Consider the following 24,191-nt stretch of genomic DNA (forward strand, 5'->3'; position numbering starts at 1 on the left):
GACCTCGTCGCCCGCGCCGCCGGTGAGCGCACGCCAGGACTCGGAGGGCGGCGGGGAGGTGCGGCCGAGCCGCGACCGGACGACCCCGCCGCTCTCGCCTTCCCGCGCCGCGTTCTCCACATAGGACACGGCGTGCGGGAACCGGCGGCGCAGCAGCGCGAGCAACGCCGCCGCCTCGCCCGCCGTGCCGCCGTACATCGCCGAGAGCATGGCGATCTTCGCGCGGTCGCGGTCGCCGTCGTCGGGTGCGCGGCCGAACAGGGCGCCGGCCAGGCTGGTGTAGAGGTCGGTGGACGCCGACACCTCGGCGAGCTTGCGGTCACCGGACAGCGCCGCCAGCACCCGGGGTTCCAGCTGCGCCGCGTCGGCCACGACGAGGGTCCAGCCCGGGTCGGCGCGGACGCAGCCGCGCAGCACCCGGGGGATCTGCAACGCGCCCCCACCGCGGCTCGCCCACCGGCCCGACACCACGCCACCCACGACGTAGACCGGTCGGAACCGGTCGCCGCGCACCCACTGGTCGAGCCACGCCCAGCCGTGCGCGGAGTGCAGGCGCGCGAGTTCCTTGTACTCCAGCAGTGGTGGCACGGCGGGATGGTCCACGGTGCGCAGGACGTGTGCCCGCGCGGACGACACCTCGATGCCCTCCCTCCGCAGGGCACGCACGATGCTTCCCGGATGGTCGGGGTTGACCGGCTTCCCCCCGAACGCGGCCGCGATCCGCTCGGCGAGCTCGGCGAGCGTGCGGGGACGTTGTCCCGGGGCGGTGCGGGGACCGAGCAGGTCGGTGAGCAGTTCCCGATGCACGTCCGCGCGCCACGGCAGTCCGTCGGCGGACATCTCCACCGCGGCCAGGGCGCTGGCCGACTCGGCGGCGACGAGCAGCGTCATCCGGTCGGGATGGGGCAGAGCCCGGATTCGCTCTTCCTGGTCGGCCAGCACGATCTCGGCCGCCTCCAGGGGCGTGACGTCCGGCGGCAGGCCGGAACTGTGCACGTCGAACAACGTGGGGCTGTCGTCGAGGTCGTGGTGGTCGGCCGCGGTGTCGGCCGGAGCCGCGAGGCCACGGGCGCGCGCGTGCGCAGCGGCGAGGGTGCGCGACTCGCCGTGGCGACCCGCGTGCGCGAGCAGCAGGTACTCGGTCAACGCGAGATCGAGGCACCGGCCCACCCGGACGCCGTGAGCCACCAAGGGCGGGTAGACCTGCTCGACGGAGGCGAACACCCAGCGAGGCGCGTGTTCTGCTTCCCAGGCTCGTACCAGCGCGGCCGCCTCGGCGGCGGGAAGGCCGACCGTCGACGCGCCCGCGGCGGGCAGCGACGGCGGGGGTCGCAACAGGTAGGTGCCGTCCGACTGTCGCGCCACGATGATGCGCACGCGTCCAGTCTGCTCCCGGGCACCGACATTCCGGACTCGACGTCGAACCTACTTGCGGGTAGGTTAGGGGTGTCGCGGGACGAGGAGGCGCTGGATGAGGCCGTCACTGCTAGCCGACGCCGCGAGTGCGGCGGTGCGCACGGTACGCAGCATCGGAGTGCTGTACCGCGCGGGGCTGGTGCCGGTCCCGCGCCTCGACGAAGGCATCCGCTCGCTGATCGCGACCCGCCGCTACGGCCCACTCGCCGGGTCGCTGCGCATCGCCGCGCGTCGCGCCCCGCACGCCGCCGGACTCGTCGACGAGCGCGGCGTCATGACGTTCTCCCAGCTCGACCTGCGCTCCAACGCGTTGGCCCGAGGCTGGTCACAGCGCGGAGTGCGGCCGGGAACCACGCTCGCCGTGTTGTGTCGCGACCATCGCGGGCTCGTTCTCACACTGCTGGCGGCGGGCAAACTCGGCGTTCCCGTCCTCCTGCTCAACACGGGATTCGCCAAACCCCAGCTCACCGACGTCTGCGTGCGCGAGAAGGTCGGCGTCCTCGTGCACGACGAGGAGTTCACCGACCTGCTGAGCGACATCCCCGGCGACCGCTACCTCGCGTGGGCCGACTCCGACCCGGGCGCGGTGCCGTCGCTCGACGACGTCATCGCCGGCAGCGACGACCATCCGCTGCCCGCGCCCGCCAAACCCGGCGGGTTCGTCCTGCTCACCAGCGGCACGACCGGCACCCCGAAGGGCGCGCCCCGGCCGAAGGTCTCCCCGCTGCACTCCGCCGAGTTCCTCGACCGCATCCCGCTGCGCGTCGGGGAGGCGACGTACTTCGGAGCGCCGCTGTTCCACGCCACCGGCATCTCGCAGTTCATGCTGTCGTGCGCGCTCGGGTGCACGGTGGTGCTGCGGAGGAAGTTCGACCCCGAGGAGACTCTGCGAGGCATCGCGGAGCACCGGTGCACCGCGCTCGTGCTGGTGCCGACCATGCTGCAACGCATCCTCGACCTCGGGCCGGACGTCCTCGCGCGGTACGACACGTCGAGCCTGCGGGTGATCTTCGTCGCCGGTTCGGCCCTCGCGCCGGAACTGGGCAACCGGGCACGTGAGGTGTTCGGCGACGTGGTCCACAACGTCTACGGGTCCACGGAGGTGGCGGTGGCCACCGTCGCGACGCCCCGCGACTGGGCGCGCGCACCCGGCACCGTCGGCCGTCCACCGCTGGGATGCCGCGTCGCGCTCTACGACGAGCAGGACCGGCGCATCGACAGGCCGTACGTGACGGGCCGCGTGTTCGTCGGGAGTGGACTCGCCTTCACCGGCTACACCGACGGCAGGACCAAGGACGCGATCGACGGTCTGATCGCCACCGGGGACGTCGGGCACTTCGACGCGGACGGCTTGCTGTTCATCGACGGGCGCGACGACGAGATGATCGTCTCGGGCGGGGAGAACGTCTATCCCGTCGAGGTGGAGAACGTTCTCGTGGAGCACCCGGACGTCCGCGAGGCGGCGGTGATCGGTGTGCCCGACGACGAGTTCGGGCAGCGGCTCAAGGCGTTCGTGGTGCGACGTGACGGGTCCACAGTGGATGCCGAGGTGCTGCGGGACCACGTGCGGCACACCCTCGCGCGGTTCAAGGTGCCGCGCGACGTGGAGTTCGTCGACGAACTGCCGCGCAACTCGACCGGAAAGGTCCTCCGCGGCGCCCTGAAGTGAGCGGCACTGAAGCAGGTGTGTCCGCACACTGCGAACTCGTGTCCGCGAGCGGCGACGCCGTGTCCGCGGTCTGCGTACGGGTGTTGGCGCTTCCCGCACGCGGGGCAGAGGTTCTGCATCGTGTCCGCGCGCTGCGTACGCGTGTTCGCGTCGCGCGTCGCGGACACGCGTGCGTGAGGTGCGGACACGCGTGCGTGAGGTGCGGACACGCGTGCGTGAGGTGCGGACACGCGTGCGTGAGGTGCGGACACGCGTGCGTGAGGTGCGGACACGCGTGCGTGAGGTGCGGACACGGTGTCAGTTCAGGTGGCGGCGGGAGGCGCTGCCCCGGGGGCGCGGCGGCGGGAGCAGGCTGAGCAGGGAGCCCGTCGGGACGTCGAGGATCTGTTCCAGGACGAGGACCGCACGCAGGGACCGCTGCCGCTCGGGCTGGCGCTTGCCCGACTGCCAGTAGCTCAACGCGGTCACGCTCACCGGGACGCCGCGCTCCTGGAGTCGCACCTGGATGCGGTCGAGGCTCAGACCGCTCGTGGAGATCGCGAACCGAAGCTCTTCGGAAAACGCTGTCGCGCTACTCATCGTGTCCCCTCGCCTGCCCTGGATAACGATCTGGGAACACGTTAGCAGGACCTGTAACGCCTGGTGAGGAAGCCGCAGCGAAAGTGCTCGACCGAACGGGCTAACGCTCACTCGGTCGAATGGCTCAGAACTGGTAAATGTGAATCATTGCCCACGTTGCACTCCCGGCGCTCTCATGGTCGCACGATGTTGTCGGTGACACGGGAAGGAAACCGATGGGCACCTCGAAGAAAGTGACCCGGGCGGCCTTGAGCGGTGCCGTCGCGGTGGGTGTGACGGGCTTGTTCGCGGCCGGCATGGCGCCGGCGCAGGCCGCTGTGGGCCAGGTCGTTCACGCGGGCTCGGCGCAGGCGATCGACGGCAGCTACATCGTCGTGCTGAAGGACGGTATGTCGGCCTCGTCGGTGTCGGCGCAGGCGCAGACGATGGCCACCGAGTACGGCACCTCGGTGCAGGAGACGTTCGACACGGCGCTGAACGGCTTCACGATCAAGGCCGACGCGACGACGGCGAAGCGGCTCGCCGCCGACGACTCGGTGGCGTTCGTCAGCCAGAACCAGCGGGTGCAGATCGCCGACGCGCCGGGCACGGAGGCCGTGTCGTCGTGGGGGCTGGACCGCATCGACCAGCGCGACCTGCCGCTGGACGACAGCTACACGCCGCCGACCTCGGCGTCGGACGTCACGGCGTACATCATCGACACCGGTGTGTCCGAGCACTCCGACTTCGGTGACCGGCTCCAGCCGGGTGTCGACTTCGTGGACAACGATGACGACGCCACCGACGAGAACGGCCACGGCACGCACGTCGCGGGCACCATCGGCGGATCGACCTACGGTGTCGCTCCCGACGTCAACCTCGTCGGTGTGCGGGTGCTCGACGCCAACGGCAGCGGCACCACGGCCGGTGTCATCGCCGGTGTCGAGTGGGTCGCGGAGAACGCCTCCGGTCCGTCCGTGGCCAACATGAGCCTCGGCGGCGGCGCTGACGAGGCGCTGGACGAGGCCGTCCGCGGTGCCATCGAGGCGGGTGTGACGTTCGGTGTCGCGGCGGGCAACGAGGCCTCCGACGCCAGCGGTTCGTCCCCGGCGCGGGTCACCGAGGCGATCACGGTGGCGGCCAGCGACGACTCCGACGCCCAGGCGTCCTTCTCGAACTACGGTGACGTGGTGGACATCTACGCCCCGGGCGTGGACATCACCTCGGCCTGGCACGACGGCAGCGAGAACACCATCAGCGGCACCTCGATGGCGACCCCGCACGTGGTCGGTGCGGCCGCGCTGCACCTGGCCGCCAACCCGGACGCGGCTCCTGCGGACGTGGAAGAGGCGCTGGCTTCCTCGGCCACGCCGGACGTCATCTCCAACCCGACGGGTGAGACGCCGAACCGCCTGCTCTACGTGGGCGAGTGAGGTAGTACGTCAGTCACTTTCCTCCTGCACAGACCGGCCCGGCGCGTCTCGCGTCGGGCCGGTCTTGTTACTGGTGGGTAAGACGCGGGTAAGGTCGGCTCCATGGCCGTACGGAAGAACATCGTGATCACCGGCGCCAGCGCGGGTCTCGGCGAGGGAATGGCCCGTCTGTTCGCCGCGCGAGGCCGTGATCTCGCGCTGTGCGCCCGGCGTCGCGACCGGCTCGACGCCCTCGCCGCGGAGCTCACGGAGCGGCACCCCGGTATCCGCGTGATCGTCCGCGAACTCGACGTCAACGACCACGACCGCGTCGCCACCGTCTTCGACGAGTTCCGTACGGAGCTGGGCGGTCTCGACCGCGTCATCGTCAACGCGGGCCTCGGCAAGGGGCAGCCCGTCGGCACGGGTCACTTCGCCGCCAACCGGCAGACCGTGGAGACGAACCTCGTCGCCGGGCTCGCGCAGTGCGAGGCCGCCGTGTCGATCTTCCGGGAACAGAACGCCGGACACCTCGTCGTGGTGTCGTCGTTCAGTGCCGTGCGGGGAATGCCGCGCACCATGACCGCCTACGCGGCGTCGAAGGCCGGCATCGCCGCGCTCGCCGACGGCATCAGGACCGACCTGCTGGCCACGCCGATCTCGGTCACCACCGTGTTCCCGGGCTACATCGAGTCGGAGATGACCCGCCGGACCGCGGGCCGCACGCCGCTCATCGCGAGCGCGGAGGCGGGGGCGCGAGCGCTCGTGAAGGCGATCGAACGGGAGCCCGCGAAGGCCTACGTGCCGTCGTGGCCGTGGACTCCGCTCAGTCTGCTCGTGCGTGCGCTGCCGACGAGCGTGTTCCGCAGGATCGTCTGAGGTCGACGATGGGTGCCGTCTACCTGGTTCGTCACGGTCAGGCCTCGTTCGGGGCCGCCGACTACGACGTGCTGTCCGAGCTCGGACATGCGCAGGCCCGGGCCGTCGGGATCGAACTGGCCCGCCGGGACGTCGCGGTGTCGCTCGCCCGGTCAGGCACGTTGTCCCGTCAGCGCGTCACGGCGGAGGTGGCGCTCGCGGAGTGCTGTCCCGACGGGACCGTCGAGATCGACGCGCGCTGGAACGAGTACGACCACGTCGACATCGTGGCGCGGCACGGCGGTGGAGGTGCGCAGGAGGACGCCGACCCGCGGGCATACCAGGGCGTGTTGGAGAAGGCGTTGAGGGAGTGGATCGAGGCGGGCGCGTCGAGCCCGTGCGCCGAGACCTGGCCGATGTTCCTCGACCGCGTCCGTGGGGCCTTCGACGACCTCGTGTCGAGCCTGGGCAAGGGTTCCCGGGCGGTGGTCTTCACGTCCGGCGGTGTGATCGCGACGCTGTGCGGCACGTTGCTGGGCGACCCGGCCACCGGGTTCCTGTCGCTGAACCGAGTCACGGTGAACGCGGGCCTGACCAAGATCGTCACCGGCCGGTCCGGCACCACGCTGCTGTCGTTCAACGAGCACGGCCACTTCGACGGCGAGGCCGCGGAGTCACTGACCTACCGCTGAACACCTGAACGCCGTCACGTCGTCGACAGTTCGGGCAGCACGTCGGTGACGAGTGACTCGAGCACGTGGCTGAGCAACGCGTGGACCTGCGCGCGGTCGAGTGTGCCGCGCATCAACCATTCCCGGCCCGCCACCTTGACCATGCCGGAGTAGGCGCGGACGACGGCGTTGAACTGCTCCCACCGCGGGTCGGTCGGCTCGAAACCCATGGCCTGCAGCACGCGGTCGGCGGCGTTGCGGTCGGCCTCGTCGAGGATGCGCTCGACCTCCACGTCGCGCCCGATGCCCTCGGGTGTGATCGCGGCCAGCCACATCTTCTCCTGCCCGCCGACGAGGTCAAGGAACCAGTCGACGGCGGCTTTCACACGTTCCTCTGTGGATCCCGCCGGCAGCCGGGCCAGCCCGCCGTAGGGGAGGTTCAGTGCGCGTCGGACCACGGCGAGATAGAGCTCGCGCTTGGTTCCGAAGTAGTGGTTGATGAGTCCTCGCGCCACACCGGCCCGGGCGGCGATGTCCGACGTGGACACGTCGGCGTACGGGCGTTCCCCGAACAGTTCGGCGGCGCAGGTGAAGATCTGCTCCCGGCGCTGGTCGGGCTCCAATCGCCGCCACTTCGGCACGGATTCCGTGGTCATGCGGTGCAGTTTCTCACGGCGACCTGCGGTTCGCCGGGAAAATGGGCAGGTGAAGGGCCCCGACGGCGGTGGTGGGCACGATCGGGTGGCGCGGCGCCACAGGAGTGATCGCCCGGTAGGAGGAGGACGGCTCCGGCCGCGGGTCCGCCTCCCCGCGGTTCGGCCACAGCGCCATGGCCCGCTCGGCCTGGGCGGTGATCGTCAGTGACGGATTGACACCGAGGTTGGCCGACACCGTCGATCCGTCCACGATGTGCAGTCCCGGGTGGCCGTACACCCGGTGGTACGCGTCCACCACCCCGGTCTCGGGCGAGTCGCCGATGACGCAGCCGCCGATGAAGTGCCCGGTCAGGGGGCGGTCGAAGAAGTCGTTCCACCCGCCGCTGGCGATGCCGCCGATCCGGGCGGCGACCCGGCGCGCCACCTCGTGACCCGCCGGAATCCAGGTCGGGTTGGGCTCGCCCTCGCCCTGCTTGGTCACCATCCTCCGGCCGAACAGGCCCCGCCGGGTGTAGGTGGTGACGGAGTTGTCGAGCGACTGCATCACCAGCAGCGCGATGGTCTCCTCCGACCAGTGGCGCGGGTTGTGCAGCGCGGGCAGGTCGCGCCGGCGGCGGACCAGCTCCGACAGCCCCGCCCTCCACCGAGGTGTGCCGGGAACGGGGTCGACGAGGACGGTGGCGAGCAGGCCCAGCAGGTTGCTGCCCCGGCCGTAGCGCACCGGCTCCACGTGCGTGACGTCGTCGGGGTGCAGGGACGAGCTGATGGCGACACCGCGGTGGAACCCGGCGTCGCGCCGGGTCGTGCGCGCGGCCAGGACCGCCTCCGAGTTCGTGCGGGAGAGCACGCCGAGCCGCCGCGAGAGGCGCGGGAGCACCCCGCGGTCGCGCATGCGGTGAAGCAGGCGCTGGGTACCGAGGGCCGAGGCGGCGAACACGACCTGCTCGGCGGTCACCACGCGCTGACGCCGGCGCTGCGTCGTGTGGACGCACGAGCACGCGTAACCGCCTCCGGGCAGCGGGCGGACCTCGGTCACCGTGGTGAGCGGGTGCACGGCCGCACCCGCCTTCTCGGCCAGGTGAAGGTAGTTCTTCACCGTCGTGTTCTTCGCGCCGTGGCGGCACCCCGTGAGGCACTCGCCGCAGTGGGTGCACGCGCGGCGGTCGGGGCCCATCCCGCCGAAGAACGGATCGCGCACGCGCGTGCCCGGCGACGTCTCGTCGTCGCCGAAGAACACGCCGACGGGAGTGGGACGGTAGGTGTGCCCGACGCCCAGCTCCTCGGCGACGTCCCGCATCACCTCGTCGGCGGGCGACGTCCAGGGGTTCGGCGTCACCCCGAGCATGCGTTTGGCCTGGTCGTAGTAGGGGGCGAGTTCCGCCTTCCAGTCCGTGATGCCGGCCCACTGCCGGTCGGAGAAGAACGCGTCGGGCGGCTCGTAGAGCGTGTTGCCGTAACCGAGGGAGCCGCCGCCCACTCCCGCGCCCGTGACCACCATGACGTCGGGGAACGGAGTGATCCTCAGGATGCCCGTGCACCCGAGCAGGGGAGCGAACAGATAGTCGCGCACGTGCCAGGAGGTGCGGGCGAACTCGTGGTCGGCGAAGCGCCTGCCCGCCTCCAGGACGCCGACCCTGTACCCCTTCTCGGTGAGCCGCAGGGCGCTCACGCTGCCGCCGAAACCGGATCCGATGACCACCACGTCGTAGTCGAAGCGCGTCATCTCCTCACGGTCGAGCACTGTTGGCGATGTGGCAATGAAGCGATCGGGTGGTTCCGGCGTTGTGGGCTACGGTAGGAAAGGCAAACCTAACTAGTGCGAGGAGCTGGGATGGCGCGACGAGGCGAGGGCAAGCCGATGATCCAGGCCCGGGTGCTGCGCACCGAACGGCTCACCCCGCAGATGATCCGGATCGTGTGCGGCGGCGACGGGCTGGCGACGTTCCAGCACAACGGCTTCACCGACTGTTACGTCAAGGTGCTCTTCCGCGTCCCCGGTGTGGAGTACCCGGAGCCGTTCGACCTCGACGCCGTGAAGGCGTCCCTGCCGCGCGAGGCGTGGCCCCGCATGCGCACCTACACCGTGCGCCACCACGATCCCGCGGCCCAGGAGCTCACGCTGGACGTACTGGTGCACGGCGACGCGGGGCTGGGCGGGCCGTGGGCGTCGGGGGCCAAGCCGGGCGACGAGGTCCTGCTGCGTGGCCCCGGTGGCGCCTACGCGCCGCGTGCGGACGTCGACCACCATCTCCTCGTCGGTGACGAGTCCGCGCTGCCCGCCATCGCCGCCTCGCTCGAAGCGCTGCCTCCGGAGGCGTCCGCCACGGTCCGCCTGCTCGTCGAGAACGGCGCCGAACAGCAGCCGCTGGCCACGAAGGGCAACGTGGACCTCCGCTGGCTGCACCGCGCCGACGGCGCCGACCTCGTGGCCGAGGTCCGGGGACTCGAACTCGGCGAGGGGCGTGTCCAGGCCTTCGTCCACGGGGAGGCGGGCATGATCCGCGAACTGCGGACCCACCTTTTGCGTGAGCGCGAGATCGATCGCGAGCTGCTGTCGATTTCCGGCTACTGGAGGCAGGGGCGCACGGACGAGGCGTGGCGCCAGGAGAAGAAGACCTTCATGGGCTGACGCTCCACCGACAGACGACAAGGCCACCGTCTCGCCGGGTAGCGAGGACGGTGGCCTTGCGTCGGGCCTGGTGGCGTCTCAGAACGCGAACACGCCGCCGGACTGGGCGTCGGCGACGCAGCGGTTGGAGTACTCGGTGTCGAAGTCGACCGGTGTGCCGTACCAGCTGCCGCTGGCCGTGGCGCGCACCGGCGAGTAGATCATCGTGCAGTTCTGGAACTTCGTGGGCAGCCGTGAGAAGTCGCCGTCGGCCTGTTCCAGGGACCGGCAGGCCGTGTCCGCCTGCGGGTGGTTGCCTTGAGCCGGCCCGCACGTGAGTTCGACGGACGTGGTGTCGCCCCTCGGGTCGGTCAGGCTGAGGACGAAGGTGGAGTCGGGAGTGGCGGCGCCGGCGGTGCCGCCCGTACACAGGGCCGCGGCCGCGCACGCGGCGAGGATGGTCGCTCCGAACTTGGGCATGTCTGAGCTATCGGCTCGTGACGCGACCGACCTGTTTGCTCGATCGGCTGATCGTCGTCACTCGAACGGGGCCACGCGCGGGCACGGACTGTGTCTGAGATCACCATGCGGGCTCGTTGTGGTGGGTGAACCGCCGTTTCCGCGGCTGTCCAGGGACTTTCGACCTTCGTGAGTCTCGAACGTGGCTGTACTCCACGTAAACTCGTGGTCGAGCACGCGAGGAGAGGAGGTGCCGGTGGCCAGTGCGGAGGAGCGTCGCTTCGAGGTCCTGCGGGCCATCGTTGCCGACTACGTGTCGAACCAGGAACCGGTGGGGTCGAAGGCTCTCGTCGACCGGCACAACCTGAACGTGTCCAGCGCGACGGTGCGTAACGACATGGCCGCTCTGGAAGAGGACGGGTACATCACCCAGCCGCACACCAGCGCGGGCCGGATTCCGACCGACAAGGGTTACCGATTTTTCGTCGACCGGCTGTCGGAGGTCAAGCCCCTGTCGGCCGCCGAGCGCCGGGCGATCGTGCAGTTCCTGGAGGGCGCCGTCGATCTCGACGACGTTTTGCGCCGGTCGGTGCGGCTGTTGGCGCAGCTGACGCGCCAGGTCGCGGTGGTGCAGTACCCGACGCTGACGACCTCCACGGTGCGGCACGTCGAGGTCGTCGCGCTCACCCCGGCCCGCCTGCTCATCGTGCTGATCACCGACACGGGCCGTGTCGACCAGCGGGCCGTGGACCTGGGTGACGTCATCAGCGACGACAACGTGGCACGTCTGCGCGACGTCCTCAACGGCACGCTGTCCGGGCACCGGCTGCCCGAGGCGGCGGCGAAGGTCTCCGACCTGCCGGAACAGGCGCCGTCCGACCTGCGCGACGTCATGGTCCGGGTCTCCACCGTGCTCGTCGAGTCGCTCGTCGAGCACCCGGAGGAACGTCTCGTCCTCGGCGGCACGGCCAACCTCACCCGCAACGTCGCCGACTTCCCCGGGTCGCTGCGGCAGGTGCTGGAGGCACTGGAGGAGCAGGTCGTCGTGTTGAAGCTGCTCGCCGCCGCGCGCAACCCCGGTGCCGTCACCGTGCGGATCGGGGAGGAAAATGAGGACGAGCAGATGCGGAGCACCTCGGTCGTGTCGATCGGGTACGGCTCGGACCAGGTACTACTGGGGGGCATGGGCGTGGTTGGCCCGACACGGATGGACTACCCCGGGACGATCGCTGCCGTACGCGCGGTCGCCACGTACGTGGGCCGGATCCTGTCCGGGCGGTAGGAGGTCCGCCCGTCCGGGCTCGACGCTCGGATGAGAGGCTTGTGCAGGCTTTCTAGGAGGACGGCAGACGGTGGCCAAGGATTACTACGGCATCCTCGGCGTGTCGAAGGACGCGACCGACCAGGAAATCAAGCGCGCGTACCGCAAGCTCGCGCGCGAGTTGCACCCGGACGTCAACCCCTCCGAGGACGCGCAGCACAAGTTCAGCGAGGTCACCACCGCCTACGAGGTGCTGTCCGACCCGCAGAAGCGCAAGATCGTCGACCTGGGCGGCGACCCGATGGACAACGGGGCGAGCGCCGGTGGGCGTGACCCGTTCGCCGGGTTCGGGGGCCTGGGCGACATCATGGACGCCTTCTTCGGAGCCGCCACCGGAGGCGCGCGCGGCCGCGGGCCGCGCAGCAGGGTGCAGCCGGGCTCCGACGCTCTCATCCGGCTGAAGCTGACGCTGGAGGAGTGCGCCACCGGCGTCAACAAGCAGATCACCGTGGACACGGCCATCCTGTGCGACCGGTGCCGCGGGGCGGGCACGGCCGAGGGCGGCAGTGTCGTCACCTGTGACACCTGTGGTGGTCAGGGCGAGGTGCAGTCCGTGCAGCGGTCGTTCCTCGGCCAGGTCGTCACGGCGCGGCCCTGCCCCACCTGCCGCGGGTACGGCGAGGTCATCACCGACCCGTGCCAACAGTGCGGTGGCGACGGCCGGGTCCGGGCGCGCCGGGACGTGACGGCCAAGATCCCTCCGGGTGTGGGCGACGGCATGCGCATCCGCCTCTCCGGTCAGGGTGAGGTCGGCCCCGGTGGCGGGCCCGCCGGCGACCTCTACGTGGAGGTCGAGGAGGCGCCGCACGAGGACTTCGAGCGGCAGGGCAACGACCTGTTCTGCCGGCTGCGGGTGCCCGTCACGGCGGCCGCGCTGGGCGCGGTCATCCCCATGGAGACGCTCGTGGACGGCGAGGCCGAGGTCGAGATCGAGCCGGGAACCCAGCCGAACACCGAGATCGTGTTGCAGGGCTTCGGGATGCCGCGGTTGCGGTCGTCCGGTCGCGTGGACGGCCGGGGCGACCTGCACATCCGCATCGACGTCGTGGTGCCGACGAAGCTGGACGACGAGCAGGCGGAGTTGCTGCGCGAGCTCGCCAGGCTGCGTGGCGAGGAGGTGCCCACGCTGGCCGGTAACGGTCACAAGCCGGGTGGGTTGTTCTCCAAGCTGCGCTTGAAGAGCCGCTGACGACGATCGTCCGGGAAACGACGACTGCGATGGCTGGAGTCACCGACACCACTCCACCGGTTTTCCTCGTGCCGGAACTGCCGGAGGCCGGGCACGCCGACCTGGACGGTGAGGAGGCACATCACGCCGTCACCGTGCGCCGGCTGCGTGCGGGGGAGCGGCTGACGCTGTCCGACGGGCGCGGCGGGGTCGCCGACTGTGTCGCCGCGACCGTCCACGCGGGACGCAAGCCCACGGTGGAGCTGACGGTCGAGCGGGTGCGCACCGTGCCCGCCCCTGCGCTGCGGGTGACCGTGGCGCAGGCGCTGGCGAAGGGCGACCGCGGGGAGCTGGCCGTGGAGCTGGCCACCGAAGCGGGCGTGGATGCGATCGTCCCGTGGCGGGCGGCCCGGAGCGTGGCGCGCTGGGACGACGGCCCTCGGGGCGCGAAGGCTCTGGGCAAGTGGCGGGCGGCAGCGGCCGCGGCGAGCAAACAGGCGCGCCGGGCGTGGGTTCCCGAGGTCTCCGATCCGATGAGCACGGCCGAGCTGGCGTCGGCGATCGCGAGCGCCGACGTGGCGCTGGTGCTCGACGGCGATGCCCCGGACCGGCTGACCGACATCGCCCTGCCGGACGCGGGGGAGTTGTTGCTCGTGGTCGGCCCCGAAGGCGGAGTGGCGCCCGAGGAGCGTGACGCGTTCGTCGAGGCGGGTGCGCGTCGTGTCCGGTTGGGACCGACGGTGTTGCGCACGTCCACGGCGGCCGCGGTGGCACTCGGTGCGCTGGGGGCGTTGACCGCGCGCTGGGCGTAGGCCGAATGGACGCGCTCGCTAGGACCTGTGGCACAAGTCCGTCGCATTTCTGGTGTTTTCTCCTTCGCGGTGCGTGTGCGCGCCTTACGCTGTGGCCAGCCCGCACGGCCGGTGACCTGCGCGAGCGTGCGACGGAAAGAGCGCGGGGCAACGCGAGGCCGGTGTGGGCCGAGGACCCGCCGGACGTCTCCCCCTCGGTCCGGCGGAGCCGCGGTGGCGTGTGGAGCAACCCCCAGGCTGCACCGCCCCGCGGCGCCCTCGAGCGGGTCGGGTGAAGATGGGTGACGAGCACACCGCAGCGACCGCGATCGACGCGAGGAGGGGCCGTGAGCGAGAGCGAGACCGGTAGGGACACGGAGGGGCCGGGCGGCACGAACGGCACCGAGTCCGCCTCGGAGACGCTGTTCGAGCGGATCATCGCGAGGGAGATCCCGGCCGACATCGTGTACGAGACCGACACGACACTGGCGTTCCGCGACATCAGCCCGCAGGCGTCCACGCACGTGCTCGTGGTGCCCAAGGCGCGGCACCGCACCGTCGCCGACCTCGCGGCGGCCGACCCGGGTCTGCTCGCGGAGGTCGTGGCCACCGCGGCCAAGGTGGCCGAGCTGGAGGGGCTCCACGACGGCTACCGGATCGTGTTCAACACCGGCCCCGACGCCGGACAGACGGTCTTCCACGTGCACGCCCACGTGCTCGGTGGGGAACAGCTCGGTCACTTCGGTCGTTCTTCCCAGTGAGGAAACAGGGCGGGTAAACTCACCTGCCCCGGCACGAACGATGCGGCTAGCATCGACGTGTCCACCACCGTCGTCGACCAGCACGCTTGTGCAGAAAGCAGGCCCGAGGCCACGTGGCCGGAACCGAACCGCTGCAACCTGCCGAAGTCGCTGCTTCACAGGAGCCTTCGGCCCAGTCGAAGTTCCCGATCCCCGATGCCGCCGTGCTCGTTCTGCTCGGTTCCCGAGACGAGAACCTGCGGGTGGCCGAGGACCTGCTCGAAGCGGACGTGCACGTCAGGGGCAACGAGGTCACGTTGACGGGTGCGCCGAGTGCGGTCGCGTTCGCCGAGCGTGTGTTCGAGGAGTTGGTGACGCTGGCCCGGCGAGGTCAGCAGCTGGGCCCCGACGCGGTCCGCCGCACGGTCGCCATGCTGTCGTCCGGGGGTTCGGAGTCGCCCGCCGACGTGCTGAGCATGGACATCCTCTCGCGACGCGGGCGGACCATCCGGCCGAAGACGCTGAACCAGAAGCGCTACGTCGACGCGATCGACGAGCACACCGTGGTGTTCGGCATCGGTCCCGCGGGCACCGGCAAGACGTATCTGGCCATGGCCAAGGCCGTGCAGGCGCTGCAGACCAAGCAGGTCACGCGCATCATCCTCACGCGGCCCGCGGTGGAGGCCGGTGAGCGGCTGGGCTACCTGCCCGGCACGCTCTACGAGAAGATCGACCCGTACCTGCGGCCGCTGTACGACGCGCTGCACGACATGGTCGATCCCGACTCGATCCCGCGGCTCATGCAGGCCGGGACGATCGAGATCGCGCCCCTGGCGTACATGCGCGGCCGGACGTTGAACGACGCGTTCATCATTCTCGACGAAGCGCAGAACACCACGCCGGAGCAGATGAAGATGTTCCTGACCCGGCTCGGCTTCGGGTCCAAGATCGTGGTCACCGGCGATGTGACGCAGGTCGACCTGCCCAGTGGTCAGCGCAGTGGCCTGCGGGTGGTGCGTGAGATCCTCGAGGGTGTGAACGACCTGCACTTCGCGACGCTGACGAGCCACGACGTGGTGCGCCACAAGCTCGTGGGCGACATCGTCGACGCCTACGAGAAATGGCAGGCCACGCGGGACGCCGCGCCCGGCGACGCCCACACCAACGGCGGGCGGGGACACCGGTGAGCATCGAGATCGCCAACGAGTCCGGCGTCGACGTCGACGAGGCGTCGATCGTGTCGGCGGCTCGGTTCGCGCTGGACCGGATGGACGTCAGCCCGCTGGCCGAACTGTCGGTCGTCCTCGTCACGCTCGACGTGATGGAGGACCTGCACGTGCGGTGGATGGACCTCCCCGGTCCCACGGACGTGATGGCCTTCCCCATGGACGAGCTGGAGCCGGGTCGCCGCCCCGACGCCGTGGAGTCGTCCCCGGCGCTGCTCGGCGACATCGTGTTGTGCCCGGCGTTCGCGAAGGACCAGGCGCGCAAGGCCGGGCACTCGCTGCTCGACGAGCTCCACCTGCTCACCGTGCACGGTGTGCTGCACCTCCTCGGCTACGACCACGCCGAGCCGGAGGAGGAGCGCGAGATGTTCGGGCTCCAGAACCGCATCCTCGGCGAGTTCCGCGACACGCTCGCGGCCGCGCGCAAGGAGGACGTGCAGCGCAGCAACGACGACCGGCTGCTGGGGGCAGCGGGTCTCGACGGAAGGTCTGAGTCGGAGCCATCGTGACGTCGTCGGCCATCGTCCTGGTCGTGGCAGTTCTTCTCGTGTTGCTCGGTGGGCTCTTCGCCGCGGCCGATGCGGCCATCAGCACGGTCTCCCTGGCGAGGGCCGAGGGACTGGAACGCGCGGGAAGATTCGGGTCGCGCCAGCTCATCCAGGTGATCGGTGAGCGCACCCGGCACCTGAACCTGCTGCTGTTGCTGCGGATGGGGTGCGAGCTGACCGCCACGGTCCTCGTGACCGTGGTGCTGCTGCGCTGGGTGGAGCCGGAGTGGCTCGCGGTGCTGCTCGCGGCGCTGATCATGGTGTTGGTCAGCTACGTCATCGTGGGTGTGGGGCCCCGCACGATCGGCAGGCAGCACCCGTACCGCGTGGGGCTGGCCGTGGCCGGGGTGGTGCGGGCCCTCGGGACGGTGCTGGGGCCGCTCAGCCGACTTCTCATCGTGGTCGGCAACGCCCTCACGCCGGGCGGAGGCTTCCGCGAGGGCCCGTTCACGACCGAAGCCGAGTTGCGCGAGCTGGTGGACCTCGCGGAACAGCGCGGTGTCGTGGGCACCGACGAACGCGAGATGATCCACTCGGTCTTCGAGCTCGGTGACACGGTGGCTCGCGAGGTGATGGTGCCGCGCACCGAGATCGTGTGGATCGAGCAGAACAAGACCGTGCGGCAGGCGCTGGCCCTGTCCATGCGGACCGGGTTCACCCGCATCCCGGTGATCGGCGAGTCGGTGGACGACATCGTCGGCGTGGTGAACCTGAAGGACCTCGTGCAGGCCTCGTTCACCGAGGAGGGCACGGCCCGCGAGGTGCGGGAGCTGATGACCCCCGCCGACTTCGTGCCGGACTCGAAGCACCTCGACGGCCTGCTCAAGCACATGCAGCGTTCGCGGCACCACCTCGTCATCGCCGTGGACGAGTACGGCGGAACGGCCGGCCTGCTGACGATCGAGGACATCCTGGAGGAGATCGTCGGAGAGATCACCGACGAGTCGGACACCGACGACCGCCCTCCGATCGAGCACGTCGACGACCAGGTGGTGCGGGTCTCGGCGCGACTGGGGGTCGACGACCTGGGCGAGCTGTTCGGCATCGACCTCTCCGAGCAGGATGTGGAGACGGTCGGAGGGCTGCTCGCGCAGCGGCTGGGACGTGTCCCGCTGCCCGGTGCGGAGGCCGAGGTGGACGGGCTCCGCCTGCGGGCTGAGGGCGGCAAGGACCGGCGAGGCCGGATGCGGATCAGCACCGTGGTCGTGCGGGCGGCGGACGGGCGCAGAATCGGGCCCGGCACACCCGTCACGACCGACGACAACGACGGACGCGATCACCGTGACGAGCGCGGTGAGCGCGACGAACCCGACTGGAGAGTGAACCATGGCTGAGCTCGACCCCGAGGACGAGAAGATCGTCGTCCTCGCGCGTTCGACGCGGGCGAGGACGCAGGCCGCCGAGGGCGCGGCCGTGCGTGACACGGACGGCCGCACCTACGCCGCCGCGACGGTGGAGCTGCCGTCGTTGAAGCTCACGGCGTTGCAGGCCGCGGTGGCGGCGGCGGTGTCCAGTGGGGCGGAAGAGCTCGAAGCGGCGGCTGTCGTGACCGAGGAGCCGCTGGTGCAGGGTGCGTCGGTGCAGGCCGTGCGGGATCTCGCCCCGAAGGCGCCGATCCTGCGGGCCGATCCGGCGGGGACGGTTCAGGAGACGTTGAGGTGACCGAGGCCGAGCATCGTTCCGGGTTCGCCTGCTTCGTCGGCAGGCCCAACGCGGGCAAGTCCACGCTCACCAACGCGCTCGTGGGCTCCAAGATCGCGATCACGTCGAGCAAGCCGCAGACCACGCGGCACGCCATCCGGGGCATCGTCCACCGCGACGACGCGCAACTGATCATCGTGGACACACCCGGGTTGCACCGGCCGCGGACACTGCTGGGAGAGCGGCTCAACGACCTCGTGCAGGCCACGTGGTCCGAAGTGGACGTCGTGGGCTTCTGTGTGCCCGCCGACGAGAAGATCGGCCCCGGTGACCGCTTCATCGCCGCGGAACTGTCGAAGATCGCCCGGCGAACCCCGGTGCTCGGCATCGTCACCAAGACCGACCTCGTCAGCAAGGAGCAGGTCGCCAAGCAGCTGCTCGAACTGCAGGACGTCATGGACTTCGCCGACCTGATCCCGGTGTCGGCGGTCGAGCAGTACCAGGTGGACACCCTGGCCGACCTGCTGGTCGCTCGGTTGCCGGAAGGCCCGGAGCTGTACCCGGACGGCGAGCTCACCGACGAGCCCGAGCAGACGCTGGTCGCGGAACTGATCCGCGAGGCGGCGCTGGAGGGTGTGCGCGACGAACTGCCGCACTCCATCGCGGTCACGATCGAGGAGATGTTCCCCCGGGAGGGTCGCGACGACCTCATCGACGTGTACGCGCACCTCTACGTGGAGCGCACCAGCCAGCGGGGCATCGTCCTGGGCCACAAGGGGAGCAGGCTCAAGGAGGTCGGGGCGAAGGCGCGCAGGCAGATCGAGGCCCTGCTGGGCAGCAAGGTGTACCTCGACCTGCACGTCAAGGTCGCCAAGGACTGGCAGCGCGATCCGAAGCAGTTGCGCAAACTCGGCTTCTGAGGTTCGGTGGTTCCGCGCTTACGGGTGACTACCGCGAGGTACGCTCCGGTCGCAGATCGTTTTGTGACAGGGGAGATCTTCATGACGAACCCGTACGGGCAGCAGATGCCTCACAGCGCACCGATGCAGGCGCAGCCGGGGCAGGCGCAGCCCTACGGTTCGCCGTCGGCGGGGATGCCGGCGGCACCGTATGCCCAGCCGTATGCGCAACAGCAGGCGTATCAGCAGCAGCCCTTTGGGCAGCAGGCGCCGTACGGTCAGCCCTACGGGGCAGGGATGGCGAATCCGTACGGTCCCCCGATTCCCGACTACAAGGGCTGGGCCATCGGCTCGATCTTCCTCTGCTGGATCGTGGCGATCTTCGCCATCATGAAGTCCAACGAGGTGACCACCCACCAGATGACGGGCAACATGGCCGCTGCCCAGCAGGCGTCGCAGCAGACGAGAACGTTGTGTCTGGTCGCGACCTGCCTCGGTGTGGCGGGCTGGCTTCTCGGCATCATCTGGCTGATCGTGGCGCTGTCGTCGGCCCCGGACATCACCTACAGCCGGTACTGACACCCTTCCCTCTCACCCTCACCGGTGCGGGCCGGGCGGAGTGCGGCCCGCACCGGTGAGACGATGGACCCGTGAGTCTGTACCGGGACACGGGTGTGGTGCTGCGGGTCCACAAGCTCGGTGAGGCCGACCGCATCATCACCCTGCTCACCCGACGACACGGCAAGGTCCGTGCCGTCGCCAAGGGTGTGCGGCGGACCACGTCGCGGTTCGGTGCGCGACTGGAGCCGTTCGGTCACGTCGATGTGCAGCTGTACACCGGGCGCACGCTCGACGTCATCACGCAGGTGGAGACGGTGGACGCGTTCGCGTTGCCCATCGTCGGCGACTACCAGCGCTACACCGCCGCCAGCGCCATCGCCGAGACGGCCGACCGGCTCACCGCCGAGGAGGGCGAGCCGGTGTTGAAGCTGTATCTGCTCGTGGTCGGCGCGTTGCGGGCACTGGCGGACGGTCACCGTGACGCGTCCCTGGTACTGGACGCGTTCCTGTTGCGTTCCATGGCGTTCGCCGGATGGTCGCCCGCCATCACGGAGTGTGCGCGGTGTGGTCGGCGAGGGCCCCACGCCGCGTTCAACATCCCCGCGGGTGGGTCGCTGTGCCAGGACTGTCGCGTGCCGGGCTCGGTGCACCCCGCGCCGGAGGCACTGGTGCTGTTGCACGCGTTGTTGCACGGCGACTGGGACACCGCCGAGGCCAGTGCGCCGACGATTCGGCGGGACGTCAGCGGACTCGTCGCCGCACACCTGCAGTGGCACCTGGAGCGGCAGCTGCGGTCGCTGCCGTTCGTGGAACGCCGTGCCCGTGAGGCGCCGATCGCGGACACGTTAGGGTCGGACACGAATTCCGGCGAGACGGAGGTATCGAGTGCGGCGCAGGGGACGCGAAGCCGCGACAGCGCACACGGAGCCACGGGAGCCTGACCCGCACCCGTCGGGCGCGCGGCCGCCGGCCATCCCGCCCGAGTTGGTCCCCAACCATGTCGCCCTGGTGATGGACGGCAACGGCCGGTGGGCCAACCAGCGCGGTCTGCCCCGCATCGAGGGCCACAAACGCGGCGAGGCCGTGATGATCGACGTGGCCAGCGGTGCGGTGGAACTGGGCGTGAAGTGGTTGTCGGTCTACGCGTTCTCGACGGAGAACTGGAAGCGCAGTCCCGACGAGGTGCGCTTCCTGATGGGCTTCAACCGCGACACGATCCGGCGGCAGGTCGACTACCTCGGCTCCATCGGCGTGCGGATCCGGTGGGCGGGTCGCGCGCCGCGCTTGTGGCGCAGCGTCATCAAGGAGCTCAAGGACGCCGAGGAGAAGACCCGGCACAACACGCGCCTCAACATGACGATGTGCGTCAACTACGGCGGGCGCGCGGAGCTCGGTGACGCGGCGCGGCGGATCGCGCAGCTCGCGGCCGAAGGCAAGATCAATCCGGACAAGGTGGACGATCGCATGCTCGCGAAGTACCTCTACCAGCCGGAGATGCCGGACGTGGACCTGTTCCTCCGGCCGTCGGGAGAGCTGAGGACGTCGAACTTCCTGCTGTGGCAGTCGGCGTACGCGGAGTTCGTTTTCCAGGACACGCTCTTCCCGGACTTCGATCGCCGCAAGCTGTGGGAGGCGTGCCTGGAGTACGCGAAACGCGACCGCCGCTTCGGTGCCGCCGTGGACGCGGCTCGCAAGGCCGCCGACAAGGCCGCCGCACGGGGTGGTGTCGCGTGAATTCGGAGGCCGCCGATACCGCCGAGTTGTTGACCTCGGCCCGCCGTGCGCTCGAACGCTACCTGGAGGTCCGCGTCGACGACGACGGCGCGTTGACCTTCTCGCACGCCGATGTCCCGTGCGTGGTGCAGGCCATGCGGCTGGCCGACGGGCTGTCGGTGCTCAGCCTGACGTGTGTGGTCGCGTGGGACCTGCCCGACGAGCCGACGCTCGCGGCCACCGTGGCGGAGCGGGCCGGTCAGGGCCTGTTCGGCACGCTCGGCATCGTCCACACCGAGCGGGGAATGGATCTGACCCTGCGCTACGCCTTCCCTGCGCAGGGCCTCGACGACGCCGCGTTGGGCACGTTGCTGATGCTCGTGGTGTCCACCGCGTCCCAGGTGCGTTCGGAACTCGTCGGCTCGTGAGTGGGGCACCGCGACGCCCGGCGAGACACGGGCGTCGCGGGCCGATCACGTCGGTGCCCGGGAGGCGTTGCACGCCACGCTCCGAGCGAAGCGAAGTGGACGGATTCCGACGCGTGTAGCAAAGCTGCGCTACGCTTGCGCTACACGCTGGAAGGGGCTCTGTCGTGGCATCGAGTACGTCGTTTCGGATCAGCGCGGAGGCGAAGCGGGTGTTGGCGGTACGAGCGGAGCGAGAAGGCACGAGCGCGACCGCGCTGCTGGAGCGGTTGATTCTCGAAGGTGTGCAGCAGCTCGATCACCCGGGGATCGTGTTCCGAGGCCCCGCGCATGACCGCCGGGCGGCGTTGGCCGCAGGCCCGGACGTGTGGGAGGTGATCTCCCGGTTGCAGGAGCTGGAGGGGCCCGAGGAAGAGCGGATCGGCGTCCTCAGCGAGGAGACGGGGCTGCATCCACGCCTGATCCGGTTGGCGGTCGACTACGCGGTTGAGCACGTCGACGAGATCCGCAGTCGCATCGACCGTAATCGGGAGCTCGCCGAGCGCAGCCGGAGTGCCGCACAACGCCGCGCGGATCTGATCGCGTGAGTCGTTTCCTCGTCGACGAGATGTTTCCGCCGGCTGTGGCACGCACGCTGAGGGACGAGTACGGTCACGACGCCGTGCACGTCTTCGACGTGGGACTGGGTGCGGTCGAGGACGCAACGGTGGCCGCGACCGCTCGCGCCGAAGAGCGCGCTGTCGTGACGGAGAACGTGGCCGACTTCGTCGGCGAACGCGACGTGGTCCTGGTCTTCGTGCTCAAGCGGACGCTGCCGCCCGGTGGCGGGCAGGCCGACGCGCTGGCGAAGATCCTGGACGGATGGGCGAAGGCCAATTCCATGCCATATCTGGGGCCGCACTGGCCCCGGCCGTGAGAGCGAATCCCGTCGATCACGCCTTCGCCGCCGCCGCGCACGCGGAGCACGTGCCGGTGATCTCGACCGTGTGCCGGATGTCGGAGAAGCCGTTGCCCGAGGCGATGCGTTCGGCCCAGCGTTCCACGGCGGGTCCCTCGACCTCGACGGTGTAGCCGCAGTGGCGGCAGACCACGTGGTGGTGATGATGCGTCGAGCAACGCCGGTACATCGCCTCGCCGGAGTCGTTGCGCAGGACGTCGATCTCGCCGACCTCGGACAGCGACTGCAGAGTCCGGTAGACGGTGGTCAGCCCGACGCCTTCGCCGCGTTTGCGCAGCTCGTCGTGCAGTTCCTGCGCCGACCGGAAGTCGTCGATCTCGGCGAGCAGATCGACGACGGCGGCGCGCTGCCTGGTCGCTCTCCGGCCCGGCAGCGGGGCTCGGTTGGGAATGTCGGTCGTACTCATACCGGCTGCGCGTCCTCCTGCACGTGGGCAACGGCGTCGACGACGATGTGGGCCAGGTGGTCGTCCACCAAGTGGTACACCACCTCACGGCCTCGTCGCTCACCCTGTACCACACCGGCCGCCTTCAGCACCCGGAGATGCTGGCTGATGAGGGGTTGGGTCACCTCGAGTGCGTCCACGAGTTCGTGCACGCAACGGGGGCCGTGCCGCAGCTGCAGGACGATCGCGATGCGCACCGGAGCGGCCAACGCACGTAAGAGTTCACCCGCATCGGTGAGGGTGGCCACCGAGGGTGACAAGGCGTGGGGGAACCCGTTCGCCAGTGCGGGGTGGTCGTGTCCTTTTCCCAGGTCAGCGGGGTCGGGCGTCGAAGAACGCGCCGCGTCGGAACCCACCGTCGCCATGTCGTTCTCCAGCCCTCGGTCGTCCTGCAGCCTTCCGTCCGTGCACTACCATCCTAGTGCTCGTGTGCGGATGGCATCCGTGCAAGCGTGGCTGTGGCGCCGAGGCGAGGGGGCAACGTGAGTCGTGTCGTGTCGACGGTGAGGACCGCGGCGGTGGCCTCGGCGGTCGTGACCCTCGCAGCCGGCTCGGTGGTGTTCGGGCCGCCCGCGGCCGCGGAGCCGCAGCCGGTGGACGCCGAGACCGGCCCGGTGGCCTTCGCCAACGTCGCCTCCCTGTCGGTGACCGACGACGGGTACGGCAGGCCCGGCGGCTCGGTCATCAGCGAGACGCAGCGTTCCCCGTTGACTCCGGGCACGTCCCGGCTGGGCGAGAGTCGCACGGCACTGCCGAACTCCGAGGGCGAACGAGCGGCGATGGGGCCGAATTACCGGCTCGACATCGAGCACCACGACGTGGGCGCCGGTCTCGCGCCGAGCGGCGTGCCGGAGGCCACCGCCCGCGCCGACTTCACGCTCATCGACCTCGCGAACGAGGTCACGGTGCTGACGATGCACCGCGCCGCCACCTCGGCTCTGTGCACGTCGGCCGTGACGCAGGAGACCGACGCGTCGGCGGTGCGCCTCTCGCTCGTGAACGGCGACGGTGAGCTGCAGCCCGTCGCGCTGCCGAAGGACGGCGGCGAGGTCGTCGTCGAAGACCTGCCGTTCGGGGCGTCGGTCGAGCTCGGCGAGGGTGAGGAGGCGACCTCCGACGTCCGCATCCGTCAGGTCGGCCGGTTCGACGAGCTGCTGCGCCAGGACCAGTGGCGCGACGGCGAGGTGACCGCCGCCTCGGGCTGGTTGATCGAGATCGACACCCACGTGCGGTCGGGGGGCAACGAGCGGCTCGCCCCGCCGTTGCCCGGCGAGGCCACGCCGCAGGAGTCCGACTCCCCTCCCGAGGGGCAGCGGCAGGTGCCCAGGACCATCGAGACGACGCTCGTGCTGGGCGGCGTGAGCTGCTCGGTGCCCCGTGACTTCGCTCCCGGCGGCGGCGGGCACGCCGAGCCCGCCGCGCCCGCGCCGTCGGTGCCGGTGACGATC

Annotated in this window: 28 protein-coding genes; 21 read left to right on the plus strand and 7 right to left on the minus strand. The window is 70.3% G+C overall.

Annotation, left to right across the window (positions count from 1 at the left end):
• A partial coding sequence (locus tag SACAZDRAFT_RS20310) for a bifunctional 3'-5' exonuclease/DNA polymerase (RefSeq protein WP_005444775.1) occupies positions 1-1,377 on the minus strand: 1,377 nt, incomplete at its 3' end.
• A gap of 94 nt (positions 1,378-1,471) precedes the next feature.
• Here SACAZDRAFT_RS20310 and SACAZDRAFT_RS20315 point away from each other — a divergent pair.
• Positions 1,472-3,085 (plus strand): acyl-CoA synthetase, encoded by a 1,614-nt coding sequence (locus tag SACAZDRAFT_RS20315; RefSeq protein WP_005444776.1) that lies wholly within the window; start codon positions 1,472-1,474, stop codon positions 3,083-3,085.
• Between the two features lie 297 nt (positions 3,086-3,382).
• On the opposite strand, the gene SACAZDRAFT_RS20320 is transcribed toward SACAZDRAFT_RS20315, so the two are convergent.
• The gene (locus SACAZDRAFT_RS20320) at positions 3,383-3,664 is read right to left on the minus strand and encodes a hypothetical protein (protein WP_005449865.1); all 282 of its coding nucleotides are present in this window, start codon (positions 3,662-3,664) and stop codon (positions 3,383-3,385) included.
• A 215-nt stretch (positions 3,665-3,879) separates the two neighbouring features.
• On the opposite strand from SACAZDRAFT_RS20320, the gene SACAZDRAFT_RS20325 reads away from it, so the two are divergent.
• From SACAZDRAFT_RS20325 to SACAZDRAFT_RS20335, 3 genes are all read left to right on the plus strand, one after another.
• Positions 3,880-5,076, plus strand: a complete 1,197-nt coding sequence (locus SACAZDRAFT_RS20325) for a S8 family peptidase (RefSeq protein ID WP_005444777.1) — start codon at positions 3,880-3,882, stop codon at positions 5,074-5,076.
• Positions 5,077-5,178: 102 nt separating this feature from the next.
• On the plus strand, positions 5,179-5,934 hold the full coding sequence (locus SACAZDRAFT_RS20330; protein WP_005444778.1) for an SDR family oxidoreductase: 756 nt from the start codon (positions 5,179-5,181) through the stop codon (positions 5,932-5,934).
• A gap of 8 nt (positions 5,935-5,942) precedes the next feature.
• Positions 5,943-6,605 carry a histidine phosphatase family protein gene (locus tag SACAZDRAFT_RS20335; RefSeq protein ID WP_005444779.1) on the plus strand — a complete coding sequence of 221 codons (663 nt, stop codon included), beginning with the start codon at positions 5,943-5,945 and terminating at the stop codon, positions 6,603-6,605.
• A 14-nt stretch (positions 6,606-6,619) separates the two neighbouring features.
• Here SACAZDRAFT_RS20335 and SACAZDRAFT_RS20340 read toward each other — a convergent pair whose 3' ends face one another.
• The gene (locus SACAZDRAFT_RS20340; protein ID WP_005444781.1) at positions 6,620-7,240 is read right to left on the minus strand and encodes a TetR/AcrR family transcriptional regulator; all 621 of its coding nucleotides are present in this window, start codon (positions 7,238-7,240) and stop codon (positions 6,620-6,622) included.
• Between the two features lie 13 nt (positions 7,241-7,253).
• Positions 7,254-8,963, minus strand: a complete 1,710-nt coding sequence (locus tag SACAZDRAFT_RS20345; RefSeq protein ID WP_040928045.1) for a GMC family oxidoreductase N-terminal domain-containing protein — start codon at positions 8,961-8,963, stop codon at positions 7,254-7,256.
• A 108-nt stretch (positions 8,964-9,071) separates the two neighbouring features.
• Between SACAZDRAFT_RS20345 and SACAZDRAFT_RS20350 the strand changes: the two genes are divergently transcribed.
• On the plus strand, positions 9,072-9,869 hold the full coding sequence (locus tag SACAZDRAFT_RS20350; RefSeq protein ID WP_005444785.1) for a siderophore-interacting protein: 798 nt from the start codon (positions 9,072-9,074) through the stop codon (positions 9,867-9,869).
• A 78-nt stretch (positions 9,870-9,947) separates the two neighbouring features.
• On the opposite strand, the gene SACAZDRAFT_RS20355 is transcribed toward SACAZDRAFT_RS20350, so the two are convergent.
• Positions 9,948-10,328, minus strand: coding sequence for an SSI family serine proteinase inhibitor (locus SACAZDRAFT_RS20355; protein WP_005444787.1), 381 nt, complete (start codon positions 10,326-10,328; stop codon positions 9,948-9,950).
• Between the two features lie 235 nt (positions 10,329-10,563).
• On the opposite strand from SACAZDRAFT_RS20355, the gene hrcA reads away from it, so the two are divergent.
• The 15 genes from hrcA to SACAZDRAFT_RS20430 all read left to right on the plus strand — a co-directional run bounded on the left by hrcA (position 10,564) and on the right by SACAZDRAFT_RS20430 (position 22,256).
• A complete protein-coding gene (gene hrcA / locus SACAZDRAFT_RS20360) occupies positions 10,564-11,589 on the plus strand; it encodes a heat-inducible transcriptional repressor HrcA (RefSeq protein WP_005444788.1) in 1,026 nt (341 codons plus the stop codon).
• A gap of 70 nt (positions 11,590-11,659) precedes the next feature.
• On the plus strand, positions 11,660-12,817 hold the full coding sequence (dnaJ, locus tag SACAZDRAFT_RS20365) for a molecular chaperone DnaJ (RefSeq protein WP_005444790.1): 1,158 nt from the start codon (positions 11,660-11,662) through the stop codon (positions 12,815-12,817).
• Positions 12,818-12,846: 29 nt separating this feature from the next.
• Positions 12,847-13,608 carry a 16S rRNA (uracil(1498)-N(3))-methyltransferase gene (locus tag SACAZDRAFT_RS20370; RefSeq protein WP_005444791.1) on the plus strand — a complete coding sequence of 254 codons (762 nt, stop codon included), beginning with the start codon at positions 12,847-12,849 and terminating at the stop codon, positions 13,606-13,608.
• Positions 13,609-13,934: 326 nt separating this feature from the next.
• Positions 13,935-14,348: a histidine triad nucleotide-binding protein gene (locus tag SACAZDRAFT_RS20375; protein ID WP_005444792.1), complete on the plus strand. Its 414-nt coding sequence runs from the start codon at positions 13,935-13,937 to the stop codon at positions 14,346-14,348.
• A gap of 113 nt (positions 14,349-14,461) precedes the next feature.
• The gene (locus tag SACAZDRAFT_RS20380; RefSeq protein ID WP_005444795.1) at positions 14,462-15,514 is read left to right on the plus strand and encodes a PhoH family protein; all 1,053 of its coding nucleotides are present in this window, start codon (positions 14,462-14,464) and stop codon (positions 15,512-15,514) included.
• Positions 15,511-16,062, plus strand: a complete 552-nt coding sequence (gene ybeY, locus SACAZDRAFT_RS20385) for an rRNA maturation RNase YbeY (RefSeq protein ID WP_005444796.1) — start codon at positions 15,511-15,513, stop codon at positions 16,060-16,062. Before SACAZDRAFT_RS20380 ends, ybeY begins: the two co-directional genes overlap by 4 nt.
• Positions 16,059-17,435, plus strand: a complete 1,377-nt coding sequence (locus tag SACAZDRAFT_RS20390; protein ID WP_005444798.1) for a hemolysin family protein — start codon at positions 16,059-16,061, stop codon at positions 17,433-17,435. The genes ybeY and SACAZDRAFT_RS20390 overlap by 4 nt, the downstream gene beginning before the upstream one ends.
• Positions 17,428-17,763, plus strand: a complete 336-nt coding sequence (locus SACAZDRAFT_RS20395) for a hypothetical protein (RefSeq protein ID WP_005444800.1) — start codon at positions 17,428-17,430, stop codon at positions 17,761-17,763. The genes SACAZDRAFT_RS20390 and SACAZDRAFT_RS20395 overlap by 8 nt, the downstream gene beginning before the upstream one ends.
• Positions 17,760-18,662, plus strand: a complete 903-nt coding sequence (era, locus tag SACAZDRAFT_RS20400; RefSeq protein ID WP_005444802.1) for a GTPase Era — start codon at positions 17,760-17,762, stop codon at positions 18,660-18,662. The genes SACAZDRAFT_RS20395 and era overlap by 4 nt, the downstream gene beginning before the upstream one ends.
• An 81-nt stretch (positions 18,663-18,743) precedes the next feature.
• Complete coding sequence (locus SACAZDRAFT_RS20405) at positions 18,744-19,220, plus strand: CD225/dispanin family protein (protein ID WP_005444804.1); 477 nt, start codon at positions 18,744-18,746, stop codon at positions 19,218-19,220.
• A 71-nt stretch (positions 19,221-19,291) separates the two neighbouring features.
• Complete coding sequence (recO, locus tag SACAZDRAFT_RS20410; protein ID WP_005444805.1) at positions 19,292-20,143, plus strand: DNA repair protein RecO; 852 nt, start codon at positions 19,292-19,294, stop codon at positions 20,141-20,143.
• A complete protein-coding gene (locus SACAZDRAFT_RS20415; RefSeq protein ID WP_005444806.1) occupies positions 20,088-20,936 on the plus strand; it encodes an isoprenyl transferase in 849 nt (282 codons plus the stop codon). The genes recO and SACAZDRAFT_RS20415 overlap by 56 nt, the downstream gene beginning before the upstream one ends.
• On the plus strand, positions 20,933-21,343 hold the full coding sequence (locus SACAZDRAFT_RS20420) for a YbjN domain-containing protein (RefSeq protein ID WP_005444807.1): 411 nt from the start codon (positions 20,933-20,935) through the stop codon (positions 21,341-21,343). The genes SACAZDRAFT_RS20415 and SACAZDRAFT_RS20420 overlap by 4 nt, the downstream gene beginning before the upstream one ends.
• A gap of 164 nt (positions 21,344-21,507) precedes the next feature.
• A complete protein-coding gene (locus SACAZDRAFT_RS20425) occupies positions 21,508-21,927 on the plus strand; it encodes a hypothetical protein (RefSeq protein WP_005449879.1) in 420 nt (139 codons plus the stop codon).
• A 35-nt stretch (positions 21,928-21,962) separates the two neighbouring features.
• Positions 21,963-22,256 carry a DUF5615 family PIN-like protein gene (locus SACAZDRAFT_RS20430; RefSeq protein WP_232286307.1) on the plus strand — a complete coding sequence of 98 codons (294 nt, stop codon included), beginning with the start codon at positions 21,963-21,965 and terminating at the stop codon, positions 22,254-22,256.
• 16 nt (positions 22,257-22,272) lie between these two features.
• On the opposite strand, the gene SACAZDRAFT_RS20435 is transcribed toward SACAZDRAFT_RS20430, so the two are convergent.
• Together SACAZDRAFT_RS20435 and SACAZDRAFT_RS20440 are read right to left on the minus strand one after the other, a co-directional pair.
• Entirely contained in the window at positions 22,273-22,704 is a 432-nt protein-coding gene (locus SACAZDRAFT_RS20435) for a Fur family transcriptional regulator (RefSeq protein WP_005444810.1), read from the minus strand.
• Positions 22,701-23,108 (minus strand): ArsR/SmtB family transcription factor, encoded by a 408-nt coding sequence (locus SACAZDRAFT_RS20440; protein WP_005444812.1) that lies wholly within the window; start codon positions 23,106-23,108, stop codon positions 22,701-22,703. The genes SACAZDRAFT_RS20435 and SACAZDRAFT_RS20440 overlap by 4 nt, the downstream gene beginning before the upstream one ends.
• A gap of 117 nt (positions 23,109-23,225) precedes the next feature.
• Between SACAZDRAFT_RS20440 and SACAZDRAFT_RS23485 the strand changes: the two genes are divergently transcribed.
• On the plus strand, positions 23,226-24,191 hold a 966-nt coding region (locus tag SACAZDRAFT_RS23485), incomplete at its 3' end, for a hypothetical protein (protein ID WP_005444814.1).

Origin of the sequence: Saccharomonospora azurea NA-128, assembly GCF_000231055.2 — a bacterium.
Taxonomy (GTDB): Bacteria; Actinomycetota; Actinomycetes; order Mycobacteriales; family Pseudonocardiaceae; genus Saccharomonospora; species Saccharomonospora azurea.